Source organism: Polaribacter litoreus, from assembly GCF_054584775.1.
Genome location: NZ_JBTLRD010000019.1, coordinates 45,952 through 58,904 on the forward strand (window position 1 = coordinate 45,952; position 12,953 = coordinate 58,904).

Sequence of the window (12,953 nt, forward strand, 5' to 3'; positions counted from 1 at the left end):
TTTTAATAGCGTATGCTATAGAAAATATGAGTTATATAATAGGAGTAAATAGAACAGGAATTGATACTAATAATTATAAATATTCTAGAAATTCTGTAATTGTTCATTATTTAGGTGATGAAACTCCTGATTTACCTAATTATAAATTGGAATTATTGAAGTTACTTTAAACAATAACAATCATGAAAAGGTTAGAGAAAAATTGAGGTTTTTAAATGATAAAGCTGATTTTAATATTCTTTAAAAAAGAAGAAGAAAATAAATTTTATAGATAGAACAGACCCTTCAGGTTTTAAAAACCTGAAGGGTCTTTAAATTCAAGTCAAACAAAAAGAATTAAAGCAAGGAATGCTTTTTTAAAAGCATGTGCAATTGAAAATATGAGTTAAGCAATTTGTTAAAGTGAACAAGAAGTATTGCCAATAATTATGAATATTCTAGAAATTCTATAATTATTGATTGTTTAGGTGATGTGCTTTCTGATATCTCTAAAAATAAAATTGATATGATTGAAGCTGCTTTAGATAAAAAAAATCAAGAAAAGGTAAGAGAAAAATTGGGGTTTTTAAATGATAAAGATGATTTTAATATTATTTAAAGAACAGCCCCTTCAGGTTTTGGAAACCTGAAGGGGCTTTGAATTTTTGTTTTTGAATTCTAAAACAAACTAAAAAATAAAGACACTTTCCCAAAAAGTGTGTAAGTTAAAAATTACAGGATTAGATTTTTCATAATTTAATCCTGTTTTCAAATATAGCCAAAAATTGGTTTAGTACCTTCTTTTTTTTAGATTCACAAAATCTAGATTATAAACCAAAAATTAAACTTTTTAAATTTTAAACTCATCAATATAATTTCTGCCATTATTTCTAACAATAACAGTGTAATCTCCTTTTAGGTTTTCGTCTAACTTGTAGATTCTGTTTACAATGTTGTCTCCTTTTACAACCTCAGAATAAATTATTTCATCATTGTAGTACAATGCAACTTCTAATGGCTTAGTGTCAAAGGCAATTCTACTAATCATTAACCTGTTTTCTTTGTTTCTAATAACAGGTTTAAAAATTACTTTTTTAGCATTTTCATTAAAAATTACTTTGCCCTCCTTTACTTGAAGAGTTTTAATAATAATTTGAAAATCTTTATCCAATTCTAAAGTGTAATTCCCATCTTGTAACTTAGAAAAATCAAAAAACTTAATAAGGTTTCCTGTATTATCTACATTTTCTAGGTGTAGAACAATACCATTTTCATCTTTAATGGTTAATTGTTGTCCTTTTTTAACTCCTCTAAATACTACTTTTGTTTTTTTAGCATTTAATTCAACATTTACATTCTTGTCGTTTGCGTAGTTTATTAATGTTCCCAACATAATAACTACTACTAATAATCTTTTTTTAAGTGTTTTCATAATATAAACTTTTTTAAGATTTACACTACAAAGGTATGGTAGAAGTCTTGTTTAAAGAACAACACAATTGGTCTTTTTGTGTTCAATATTAACCTTATTGTTTATGTTAACTTAATATTAAGTTAAAATAGAGTATATTATTAATAATTTTATATAGTTTGTATTTCTTTTAAAATTTGGTATAATGCCAAAAAAAACGAGCCTATAAAGGCTCGTTGTTCCAGATTTTTAAAAATCTGATAATTAACTAAAAACAATATTTTTAAATTTTGAATTCTTTGATAAAGCTTCTCCCATTATTACGAATGATAACTTTGTAGCCACCTTTAATTTCTTTATCTAATTTATAAACTCTATTTAAAATGGCATCTCCTTTTACAGTTTCTGAGTAAATAATTTCGTCGTTGTAATACAATGCTACTTCTAGCGGTTTTTTATCAAATGCAATTTTAGATATGAATAACTTGTTGTTTTCATTTCTCACAACAGGTTTATAAATTATTTTTTTAGAGCTTTCATCTAAAGTTACTTTATTACCATTAATTTTTAAAGGCTTTACAATAATTTGAAAATCTTTTTCTAATTCTAGCGTATAGTTACCGTTGTTAAGTTTAGAAAAGTCGAATACTTTACTAAGTTTACCTTCCTTTTTAATATTTTCAGAATACAATACAGTTCCATTATCGTCTTTAATAGTAAGCTGCTGTCCCTTTTTAGCTCCTTTAAATACAACTTTTACTTTTTTAGCATCTAAATTGTAATTTCCATCTTTGTTGCTTGCGTAGTTGGTAAATGCTCCTAGCATTACAATTGCTATTAGTACTAACCTTTTTTTAAGTGTTTTCATAATATAAACTTTTATAAGATTTACACTGCAAAGTTATGGCAGAAGCATTTATTGGAAAACAACAGAATTGTTATTATTATATACTTTATTAACTAAATAAAATTTTTATGAAAAAATAAAGTTAATATAGAATATATTCTTGACAATTATATATAGTTTGTATTTCTTAAAAAATTTGGTGCAATGCCAAAAAAAACGAGCCTATAAAGGCTCGTCGTTCCAGATTTTAAAAACCTGATAATTAACTATAAACAATACTTTTTAAATTTCAAATCTGTTGGTGAAACTTCTACCATTATTATAAATTACAACTTTGTATTCACCTTTAATTTCTTCATCCAATTTATACACACGATTTAAAATTGTGTTTCCTTCAAGCGTTTCTGAATAAATGATTTCATTGTTAAAATACAATGCAACATCTAATGGTTTTTCATCAAAAGTAATTTTAGATATTAGTAATTTATTATCTATACTTCTAACAACAGGCTTAAAAATTACTTTTTTAGCACTATCATCTAAAGTTACTTTATTACCATTAATTTTTAAAGGTCTTACAATAATTTGAAAATCTTTTTCTAGCTCTAGCGTATAATTACCGTCGTTAAGTTTAGAAAAGTCGAATACTTTACTGAGTTTGCCTTCTTTTTTAATATCTTCAGAATACAGTACAGTTCCATTATCGTCTTTAATAGTAAGCTGCTCTCCTTTCTTAGCTCCTGTAAATACAACTTTTACTTTTTTAACATCTAAATTGTAATTTCCATCTTTGCTGTTTGCGTAGTTGGTAAATGCTCCTAACATTACAATTGCTACTAGTACTAACCTTTTTTTAAGTGTTTTCATAATATAAACTTTTATAAGTTTTATACCGCAAAGTTATGGCAGAAGCATTTATTGGAAAACAACAGAATTATTGTGTTTGTGTGCTTTATTAACCGAATACGTTTTATATAAAAACAGTATTGTTAATATAGAATATATTATTGGCAATTATATATAGTTCTCAAATAATTAAGTTTAATTAGGTACAAAAAAAACGAGCCCTTTAGGCTCGCTTTTCCAGACTACTAATAAATCTGATAATTAACTATAAACAATACTTTTTAACTTTTTGTTTTGTCAAGAAAAAATCTTAACAAACACTGTTCTATATTTCATAGGCTGCAACCTTTTATAGACAGTACAAATATAAAAGTATAATGCAATGATAGAAACAACAGAATTAGTTGATTTGTATGCAAAATTAACATTTTTAACAATGTTAAGCTATGTTAAAGTTAATATGGTTTATAAAATTGATAATTCTATACACATAGTCATTTGCAGATGTTGTATTTTTGCAGTATGATACAGAAAAAACCAACTCTCGAAAAAATCACACCAGATTTTGGTAGCTCTTTTTTATTAAAAAAGCACGTAGAGTTTTTAAAAACGAACAAACCATTCTGGCATTTTCATCCAGAAATAGAGCTTGTATATGTTAATAAAGGCAAAGGTAAAAGACATATAGGAAACCATATTAGTTATTTTAATAATAGTCAATTGGTATTAATAGGTTCAAATTTGCCACATATTGGCTATTTAGACCGTTTAACAAATAATGGTTCTGAAACTTTAATTCAGTTCTTACCCGATTTCTTAGGAAAAGATTTTTTTAAGGTTCCAGAAATGGCTGCGATTGATGCACTTTTTGAGCGGGCTAAAAAAGGAATTCGATTCAACATAGAAATTAAACAAAGAATTGGAGCTAAAATTGAAAAATTAATTGAATTACAAGGGGTTCATAGAATTACATCTTTTGTAGAAATTTTAAATGATTTGGCTACAACTGATGATTATACCTTATTAAACGCCAATGGTTTTGCTTTTGAAAGCGTGCATCAAGACAGTAATAAGATTGAGGTAATTTACAAGCACATCAACGAAAATTTTAAAGATCATATTAGTTTAGATGAAATTTCTGAATTGGCAAGCATGACTGTTCCAGCATTTTGTAGGTATTTTAAGAAAACAACAGGAAAAACATTTACAAAATTAGTAAATGAGTACAGGGTTGTGCATGCTACAAAATTATTAGCTGAGAGCAATATGAGCATTGCTGATATCAGTTTTGAGTGTGGTTTCAACAATTTTTCTCATTTTAATAAGTTATTTAAAGAGTTTACAGGTAAAAGCGCATCAGTATACAGAAGCGAATTAAAAAATTTAATACAGTAATTATGAGTGTAATGGTAAAAACTAAAATCGATAAAGCTATAGATTACTATAGTTTTAAGAGTAGACAAATTAAAGACTTTGTAAATTCAAGCAAAGATTTAACCGTAGAGCAAATTGTAGAATTTGGCGAAGAATTGTCTGTTTTAGAGTATAAAATAACAGCTTTAGAAGTGGCAAGAGAAAGCTAATTATAGCTTACCATTCCACTCATCATAAAACTGTTGTAAATATATTTCCATAAAATGATGTCTTTTTTCAGCAATTTTTTTAGCTGAATTAGTGTTCATTTGGTCTTTAAGTAGCAACAATTTCTCATAAAAATGATTAATTGTTGGTGTATCAGTATTTTTATATTCCTCTTTAGTCATATTTAAATTTGGTAAAATCTCAGGGTCGTATAAAGCCCTATTTTTAAATCCACCATAATTAAAACAACGAGCAATACCAATAGCGCCAATGGCATCTAATCTGTCTGCATCTTTTACAACTTCTAATTCTTTTGATGTAAAATGTTTTTTATGAGTATCAAAAGTATTTTTAAAAGACATGTTTTTGATAATCTTTACAACATGCTTTCCTATTTCTTTAGGCACTTTTTGATCAATTAAAAAGTGTTTTGCTTTTTTAGGACCTATTTTTTCATTGCCTTTATGAAATTTTGGATCAGCAATATCGTGTAGTAAAGCCGCTAAAGAAACTACAAAAATATCTACATTTTCTTCTTTTGATATTAAAATGGCATTTTTAAAAACACGTTCAATATGAAACCAATCGTGGCCACCTTCTGCATTTTTAAGTTCTTCTTTAACAAATTCGACGGTATTTTGTATTATTTTTTCTTGATTCATATGGTGTAAAAATAAAAAGGCTGTCTGAAAAGTATTAAAATTTGTCATTTCGACTGCAATGGAGAAACCTTATTTATTGATAATTAAATACATAGTTTTTTCGACTTCGCTCAAAATGTCATCTAAACCTACTTTTTAGACAGCTTTTTTAAAATTAATAATAATTGCAAATCTACCTAATTAATATGCTATGACTTTCAGTTTTATCATTAAAAATAATTACTAAAATATAATTACCAGATTTTAAACCTTCTACATCAATCATACCTACTGCTGGTGAGATGGTTTTTACTACATTACCTTGTAGGTCATATAGTTTTGCTGTACTGTTATTATTTTTATGTAAAGTATTTAATTGCTTAGATTTAATATTTGTTTTAGTAATGTTCCAGGCATAAAAAACGTTATAGGATTCCATACTGAAAGACAGTATTCAAAATAGAAAACTTCGTTTCCATTCAAATCATACAATATTGGCATTGCTGTTCCTACTTGAATTGTTTTTGTAACTGTAAAAGTTTCATTGGCACAACTAGTACTTATTTGCGCAGACAGTGCAACATCACCAACATAGTTACTACTAGGAGTAATAGTTACATTGTTATAGCTATTATTAGTAATAGTAACCACACCAGATGGATAAACACTCCAACTGATTGGTAAATTACCTTGTAAATTTTGAATAACGTAATTTCCAGAGTTGGTATCACATATTTGATTAGTACCTAAAATTTCTAAATTTAAATTGTTACCACAATCAGAAGGACAGGAGTAAAAACCTTTATCACTAGTAGTATTTAATTCTTCCATTAGCCATTGACCATTTTCAAGTGTAAACTGAATATGATTTTCATTTTGTAACACATTGGTATAAAAATTATCAAAAGGAATATGCTTAGCCCCATTTGGAGGTGCAATAGGTGAATAAGTTTTATTTAAATCTGCATAAGTAATGGTTTGTGTACCATCACCAATATTTAAGCTACTGTATGTTGGTACAAAGTTAAATGTTCTTTGAGTAAAAGAATTTGCTATATTATCTGGCAATTCAGAGAAGTTTTCTACATCATAAATACCACCACTGGCATTATCTAATGGAAGCATATTAGCTTCAGAATTAACACTATATTCATCAATTAAAGGTTCATGAACAGTAATAGACCATAATATTGTTTTACTGATAAAAATTTCACCATTGTATATTTGTTTTACTTCTTGATTTGGTAAAGACTTTACTGTAAAGCGACCAACGATATCTGTATCAGTAGAAAAAACAGAACTTACAGCTTTTAAAGGATTCCATCCCGCAAGTTGTACAAACCCTAAGACTAAACTTTGCCAATAAAGGAAATGAGTTCTTTCATCTAAATATATCATTGTTGCATTGTCAGTAAAACCTTGAGGACCTCCACATTCTGAGCCACTAGAAATGGCAATATTACGTATATTGCCTTGAGTTGGGTTACCCATTGTATGATATTCATTATAAAAAGCAGTAGACAATGCATTGTTGTTATTTGTGGTTAGGTTCGGTCCTTGGCCATCTAACTGATAAATTAACATTTGTTGAGCTGCAGGTGATTCTAATAGATTATAACCATCATCTAAACCTTCTATAAAAGAATCCACACCCACCGTTTCAAAAGTAAATAAACTAAAAAAATATGGGTAATTTTATAGTTTCTCCTTTTAAATGCCGAACCATTGCTTGAAAACCCAAAGGCGCATTAGCTCCTTGGTGTGGGGTATCATGACTAATATATAATTCAGTATCATGCACCAAATTGGTCATTTCCATATGGCGTAAGGCATAACGTGCTACCAAACCGCCCATACTCAACCCCATTACAACATTAGGTTCTGCATTAGGGTTATTAGCCTTTAAACCATTAACCCATTCAATAACGTCTTCTACCATTAAAGCATTGCGTTGTATAAAATCTGTACCATTTTGGTAATCTACAAATACCAAATCGTAGTTCTGGTCTTCAATTGCATCGTTTAAAGATTGGAAACTAGTAGGGTTTGGGTCAATATCTACTTGGAGACCTCCATTCCTAGTGCCATTTATCAAACTAAAATAATTAAAGTCATCATTTGGGTCAAAACCTTCCACTACAATTAAAGGCTTAGTTAATTGAGTGTGTCCATCTGCTAATTCTATAGTTACAAAACCAGAAGTACTAGCACCATTCCAAGGATCACCTGTTCTTAATTCCCTGTCAAAAAGTAAATCTCCTCCATCAAATCTTGCCTGAATGTTTGGAATATAATCTATCCATATTTTAGAATGGCTATACAAACAGCATTATTGCTAAAGGTAATTTTATAGCTCAGTTCTTTAATGCCACTTGTAAAGTAGTTGATGCTTTTTTCAGTATTTAAACCTACGTTTTGGTAGCCAGAACCATCATCAAAATCAATTTCTACTTGTTGTACGCTTAATCCAGTATTGCTATAAATTAGGTTAGAGGGGAGTTTAAAAGTAAAGGTTTGCCCTTGCAACTGTTTTTTTAAAGGGGAAATACCAAAAATAGTTTTAGTTTCATAAGGGTTTCTACCAGCTACATCATAAATACGATCATTACTTACAGTTATATCTCCATTGCTTAAGGCATTGGTTTTGTATTGCTGGTAGTTGTAGTGTTGTAATGCCAATAATACATCTGTGCTGCTGATTTCTTGCTGGTTTTTTAAGAAATTAAAAACAGTATTGGCAGCTGTCATATTTTGAGCAATAGTGCCCACACGCATTGTCTACAAACTGCTGTATAAAGATTGCCATTGTATTTTATCTACAAAATTTAAAGTATCATTAACCCCATCATAATTTTCTACAGTATTAAAACGAACACCAAATTCTTTTAAATAGCCAGTAGTCACTTTGGTTTTATCGATATTACCAAATACGTGTTGCATTCTGTTGTAATATGCATTGTTTTGGGCATAAGATTGCCATAAAAGCATACAAAGTATGCTAGAAAGAATAATTTTTTTCATAGTTTTTGTTTTAAAAAAGTTAAGTAATTAAATAAGTATTAAGGAATGTATTTCATATCAAATACACCTTCTGTAATTTTTATATCTTCACAATCATCATTGTTTGTCGAAAACTCAAAAGTGCCAGAAATAATATAGTTGGTTCTGTCTATTTTGGTGAAGAAAACATTTCCTTCATAGGAGTATTCAAAATCATAATAACAGGATAAAGCATTAGGATTAACATTATATCTAGCAAACCCAGTTATATCATAGCTCTTGTTTATTTCTAAAGGGTTACCCAAGATTATATATACACCTCCAGCTCCAAACTGAAGCTGTTCTTGCTGAAAAATTGCTGTTTGTTTAGAAGTATTTGTAATATTTACAATTTCATCATTTACTTTAAAAGCAAAGGTTCCTTTACCTGATTGAGTAGCTTCTGGGAGTTGAGGTGTGTTGTTATCGTCATTTAAAAGATTGCAATTGTAAAATACTATCGTGATTACAAATAGTATTAAAAAGCTGTTTTTTTTAGGTAAGCGTTTTTTTTTCATAGTGGAGGTTTAATTTTACATAAAACTACAAATCATTATTTAAACAGATGTTACTTTATTGTTAATCAACAACAGTAATTATTATTTTCTTAAAGCCAACTCCTCCTTAATTTTCTTCATTTCAAATAGCATTACAAATAACATCGGCGCAAAGAATAAGGGTAGAAACGTTTGGAAAGAAACTCCTTTTTCAACAGTATAAAATACTGCAAAAACAATCATAAGTATTAATAAAAAACCTTGCACAATCGCTAAAGTCTTCTGTTTCTTCAGTTTTTTAATAAGCTCTTCTTTAGTATATGATGAAAATTGTGATGCCATAATTTGATTAGATTTTACAAAAAAAAATCCACTTTTTCAGTGGATTTTTTTAATGTTCTTTCTCTGGATAGGATTAACAATGCTCTTCGTAAGCAGCTGCTAAATTTTGTGCAATCATTTGTGCAGAACGGCCTTCAATATGATGGCGCTCTAACATGTGCACTAAATTACCATCTTTAAATAAGGCAATTGCAGGAGATGATGGTGGAAAAGGAACCATAAATTCTCTCGCTTTTTGAGTAGATTCTTTTTCTACACCTGCAAAAACAGTGGTTAAATTGGTGGGTACTTTATCTGCGCCTAAAGAAGCTATTGCTCCAGGTCTTGCAGTACCAGCAGCACAACCACAAACCGAATTTACCATTACTAAAGTAGTACCTTCTTTTGCCATTGCTTTTTCTACGTCTTCACTTGTATATAGTGCTTCGAAACCAGCGTCAATTAATTGATCACGCATTGGTTTTACTAATTCTTCTGGATACATAATTATCTATAATTTTAGAGGTACAAAGATAATCATAAAAAGCACAGAATTCAAGTTGATAATTAACTACTGTTGATAGGTATATCAATAAAATTGATATTTTAAAAAATACTTAAAATACTGTTGATTCCTTATCTTTGAGCTCAAAATTAAAATTTTTATGGGAAGTTTTACCAAATGGTTAGGAGCAGGTTTAGGTTTTACGTTAGGGGGTCCAATAGGTGCAGCTATTGGCTTTGCCTTAGGAAGCTTTGTAGACAAATTTGAAATTGATGATTTTAAGCAAGAACAAATAGATTATGATAGAGAGCAACCTAGAAGAACTTCTAAAAGACAATCTAGCACTCAATCTGGTGATTTTGAAATGAGTTTACTGGTTTTAGCCTCTATTGTGATTAAGGCAGATGGAAAAGTAGACCAACGTGAATTGAACTTTGTACGTTCTCAATTTTTGAGTATGTATGGTAAAGAGCGTGCCAATAATGCTTTTAAATTATTTAAAGGTGTTGTTAAAAAAGAGATTTCTGCACGCCAAGTTTGTATACAAATTAGAGAACATATGTCTCACGCTTCACGTTTACAGTTAATTCATTTCTTATTTGGTATTGCCAAAGCAGACGAATTTGTGTCACAAAAAGAAATTGATGAAATCAAGAAAATTTCTGGTTATTTATACATCAATCAAAATGATTACGAGTCTATAAAAGCAATGTTTTATGATGCTTCTGGTAATGCCTATAAAATTTTAGAAGTAGACAAATTTGCATCTAATGATGAAATAAAAAAATCGTACAGAAAGTTAGTAAAAAAATACCACCCAGATAAATTAAGAGATTTAGGTGATGAGCATCTACAAGGTGCTAAAGAAAAGTTTCAAAGCATACAAGATGCTTATGAAAAAATTAAAAACGAACGAGATTTCTAGAAATTTTAATAATCAATTTTAGCGTTTATAAAATTTTATTTTTTTTAAACTCCCATCACCTTTATTTTTAAATAAAGCAATGTAACAACCTTTTTTTAATTTCTTATAGGCTGTTCCTTTAAATGCGTTAATATATTTTTTATCAAATACTTGAGTGATTTTTGACATTACTTTTTTTCCGTAAATGTCAAAAATATTTACCTCGTGTTGCTCAGATGTATTAGCACGTGTTTTAGTATCTTTCTGAATTATGGGGTTTATGGTCGATTCTTGTTGGTTTGTAGTTTCTGGAATAGCATTTGAATAACCAAACACTATAATTTCGTTTACAGCTCCAAATACATTTTCATACATTGATAATCTTAAGTATCTTGTATCCACATTAGTAATGTGTGTTTTCCAAGTATTAAAGCTCGAGCAAGAATCTACAAATAATTCTGTCCAGTTATTTTCGCTTCCATATTCAACCGTAAATTCATAGGTGTCATGCATATCATGTAGGTAAATTTCTGTTAGATGATATTCTTCTCCCAAATCAATTACTACATGATAAGGTGCAGTTTCATCATTCCAAGACCAAAATGGTTTCCAAGAATTACTTGCAGGATGTTCGTTGGCAAATACGTCAGTTTGTTGTTCATCAAACAGAAATAGTGGAGAAACCACACTGCCTCCAGCTACTTGGTCAGTAACCATTGTACTATCAATAACAATCTGTTGAGCGGTTGGTAGAACATCAAAAAATTCTGGCCCACTAGTTGCTCCTAATCCTTTTAAAGCTAAAGGGGTGTCATCAGAAAGTGAATAATCATTATTAATGGTATCTTTAAATGTAATTTGATGAATAGTTGACAAATTATTATTACTAAGGCTAAAATTATTCAAGTTACCAGAGTCGTTATTATAAAATGGAATGTTAGTACTGTAAGTATTGTTGTTTATTTCTATTGGATTTAGTTCGTTCATATTTCTAACAACTTGCGGTCCAGTCATATTACTAAAATAATTACTATCAATTGTAATCGGCTTTAAAGTATCCGTAAACATTCTATTGTCTACAAACATTCCTTGAGAATCCGAAATATAATTGTTACTAAAATTAGCATCTCCTTTACCCATTGAAATAATGCCAAAAGAAGGTGCTTGCATTATAATATTGTTGTAAGCATTAACAACACTATTATCGCCTATTTGTAAATTATTAGTATGATAAGCTATGTTTTCTAACCCTGCATTAATCATGGTGTTGTTATAAATTTCAACATCTTCTACAGCATTTGCTATTTGAATAGATTCTCTTTTTGTGTTTCTTATAATATTATTGTAAATTTTTAGGTGTTTAAATTCCATTCCTGGTGATCTTGTTTCGCCTATATACATGCCTTCGCTTACGTTTTCTATAAAACAATCATGAATAATTAAGTTATTAAAAACAGGATAAGGCACAGGCGGATTGCCACCAAAATCTTTCTTTGCAAAAATTCCAAAAAAGCCATCATGAGCTATTTTTATGTTTTCTGCTTCACAATCTGAGCTTAATTCAGAAAATGCCAAACCACAATTGTAACCACCAAGTTCAAAACCATATCTAAAGTTCGGGTGTCCAGCACCTGATATTTTTATAAATTGGCAGTTTTCAAAAGTAATACCTCCCCATGATTCAGGATTGTTAATCTTTACTTGGCCATTAATATTTATCACCACAATTGGTGCTTCTGAGGTACCTACTAATTGCTGAAATTTAATAGCTTTAGTTCTTGAAGATGCTACAAATATGGTGTCTCCTCCACTAAATGTTCTTCCTGTTGTAGTAGCATTTATAAGATATGGAGCTGAATTATCTAAAATAAAATTGCTATGCTGTTGACTATTCGTTTGAACCGCAATAAAAATTAGAATGAAAGAAGGTAAAATTTTATGAGAATTGTAAAATTCCTTTTGAGAAAATTTATGTTTAACATTTTGTAAACGAAACAATATTTTATAAAAATATTTTTCCATGATATTATAATTTTGAGGGATAAAAGTCTGATAAATTTAGCTTTTAATTTTAGAAGTAACAAATTTATAAAGGCTTTTATTTTTGTAGAATACATTGTTTATAATAAAAACACATACAAGGATAGTGTTTTTTATTTTAAGCTTTTATTTAAGTTTTAAAATAATGCATCATCATTTAAAAACAATCAACTTCTGGTTTCCTTTTTTAGACTTAATCCCTTGCATTTTAAAGAAATTCCTTAATTTCGCATCCTTATCAGAAAACAGATAAAACGAAAGCGAAAACTTTAATTTTTAGAGGATTATAAATCAAAAAAAATATTCTTCAAAAAAAATAAAGTTTACATCTGACTATTAATT

Annotated in this window: 17 protein-coding genes; 4 read left to right on the forward strand and 13 right to left on the reverse strand. The window is 28.9% G+C overall.

Going from position 1 to position 12,953, the window contains the following annotated elements; all coding sequences use genetic code 11:
• Nucleotides 1–26 precede the first annotated feature (26 nt).
• Nucleotides 27–170, forward strand: coding sequence for a hypothetical protein (locus ACW9UN_RS14830; protein WP_459487128.1), 144 nt, complete (start codon nt 27–29; stop codon nt 168–170).
• Nucleotides 171–829: 659 nt separating this feature from the next.
• Here ACW9UN_RS14830 and ACW9UN_RS14835 read toward each other — a convergent pair.
• The 3 genes from ACW9UN_RS14835 to ACW9UN_RS14845 form a co-directional block, all read right to left on the reverse strand.
• Nucleotides 830–1,411 (reverse strand): hypothetical protein, encoded by a 582-nt coding sequence (locus ACW9UN_RS14835; protein WP_459487129.1) that lies wholly within the window; start codon nt 1,409–1,411, stop codon nt 830–832.
• 262 nt (nt 1,412–1,673) lie between these two features.
• Nucleotides 1,674–2,258 (reverse strand): T9SS type A sorting domain-containing protein, encoded by a 585-nt coding sequence (locus ACW9UN_RS14840; protein WP_459487130.1) that lies wholly within the window; start codon nt 2,256–2,258, stop codon nt 1,674–1,676.
• Nucleotides 2,259–2,519: 261 nt separating this feature from the next.
• Nucleotides 2,520–3,104: a hypothetical protein gene (locus ACW9UN_RS14845; protein WP_459487131.1), complete on the reverse strand. Its 585-nt coding sequence runs from the start codon at nt 3,102–3,104 to the stop codon at nt 2,520–2,522.
• 501 nt (nt 3,105–3,605) lie between these two features.
• On the opposite strand from ACW9UN_RS14845, the gene ACW9UN_RS14850 reads away from it, so the two are divergent.
• Nucleotides 3,606–4,478: an AraC family transcriptional regulator gene (locus tag ACW9UN_RS14850; RefSeq protein ID WP_459487132.1), complete on the forward strand. Its 873-nt coding sequence runs from the start codon at nt 3,606–3,608 to the stop codon at nt 4,476–4,478.
• Between the two features lie 2 nt (nt 4,479–4,480).
• A complete protein-coding gene (locus ACW9UN_RS14855; RefSeq protein WP_397444784.1) occupies nt 4,481–4,666 on the forward strand; it encodes a hypothetical protein in 186 nt (61 codons plus the stop codon).
• On the opposite strand, the gene ACW9UN_RS14860 is transcribed toward ACW9UN_RS14855, so the two are convergent.
• The 9 genes from ACW9UN_RS14860 to ACW9UN_RS14900 form a co-directional block, all read right to left on the reverse strand.
• Nucleotides 4,667–5,326 (reverse strand): HD domain-containing protein, encoded by a 660-nt coding sequence (locus ACW9UN_RS14860; protein ID WP_459487133.1) that lies wholly within the window; start codon nt 5,324–5,326, stop codon nt 4,667–4,669. It abuts the gene before it with no gap.
• Nucleotides 5,327–5,498: 172 nt separating this feature from the next.
• Nucleotides 5,499–5,744 (reverse strand): T9SS type A sorting domain-containing protein, encoded by a 246-nt coding sequence (locus ACW9UN_RS14865; RefSeq protein WP_459487134.1) that lies wholly within the window; start codon nt 5,742–5,744, stop codon nt 5,499–5,501.
• Complete coding sequence (locus ACW9UN_RS14870; protein ID WP_459487135.1) at nt 5,678–6,955, reverse strand: hypothetical protein; 1,278 nt, start codon at nt 6,953–6,955, stop codon at nt 5,678–5,680. Before ACW9UN_RS14870 ends, ACW9UN_RS14865 begins: the two co-directional genes overlap by 67 nt.
• A gap of 25 nt (nt 6,956–6,980) precedes the next feature.
• Nucleotides 6,981–7,628, reverse strand: coding sequence for an esterase/lipase family protein (locus ACW9UN_RS14875; protein WP_459487136.1), 648 nt, complete (start codon nt 7,626–7,628; stop codon nt 6,981–6,983).
• Nucleotides 7,601–8,080: a hypothetical protein gene (locus ACW9UN_RS14880; protein WP_459487137.1), complete on the reverse strand. Its 480-nt coding sequence runs from the start codon at nt 8,078–8,080 to the stop codon at nt 7,601–7,603. Before ACW9UN_RS14880 ends, ACW9UN_RS14875 begins: the two co-directional genes overlap by 28 nt.
• Nucleotides 8,081–8,083: 3 nt before the next feature.
• A complete protein-coding gene (locus ACW9UN_RS14885; RefSeq protein ID WP_459487139.1) occupies nt 8,084–8,326 on the reverse strand; it encodes a hypothetical protein in 243 nt (80 codons plus the stop codon).
• Nucleotides 8,327–8,364: 38 nt separating this feature from the next.
• The gene (locus tag ACW9UN_RS14890; protein WP_459487140.1) at nt 8,365–8,862 is read right to left on the reverse strand and encodes a Riean_0653 family protein; all 498 of its coding nucleotides are present in this window, start codon (nt 8,860–8,862) and stop codon (nt 8,365–8,367) included.
• 81 nt (nt 8,863–8,943) lie between these two features.
• On the reverse strand, nt 8,944–9,183 hold the full coding sequence (locus ACW9UN_RS14895) for a hypothetical protein (protein ID WP_459487141.1): 240 nt from the start codon (nt 9,181–9,183) through the stop codon (nt 8,944–8,946).
• Nucleotides 9,184–9,256: 73 nt separating this feature from the next.
• Nucleotides 9,257–9,667 (reverse strand): BrxA/BrxB family bacilliredoxin, encoded by a 411-nt coding sequence (locus tag ACW9UN_RS14900; RefSeq protein ID WP_459487142.1) that lies wholly within the window; start codon nt 9,665–9,667, stop codon nt 9,257–9,259.
• A 160-nt stretch (nt 9,668–9,827) separates the two neighbouring features.
• Between ACW9UN_RS14900 and ACW9UN_RS14905 the strand changes: the two genes are divergently transcribed.
• Nucleotides 9,828–10,592 carry a TerB family tellurite resistance protein gene (locus ACW9UN_RS14905; RefSeq protein ID WP_459487143.1) on the forward strand — a complete coding sequence of 255 codons (765 nt, stop codon included), beginning with the start codon at nt 9,828–9,830 and terminating at the stop codon, nt 10,590–10,592.
• An 18-nt stretch (nt 10,593–10,610) separates the two neighbouring features.
• Here ACW9UN_RS14905 and ACW9UN_RS14910 read toward each other — a convergent pair whose 3' ends face one another.
• The gene (locus ACW9UN_RS14910) at nt 10,611–12,593 is read right to left on the reverse strand and encodes a hypothetical protein (RefSeq protein WP_459487144.1); all 1,983 of its coding nucleotides are present in this window, start codon (nt 12,591–12,593) and stop codon (nt 10,611–10,613) included.
• Between the last annotated feature and the right edge of the window lie 360 nt (nt 12,594–12,953).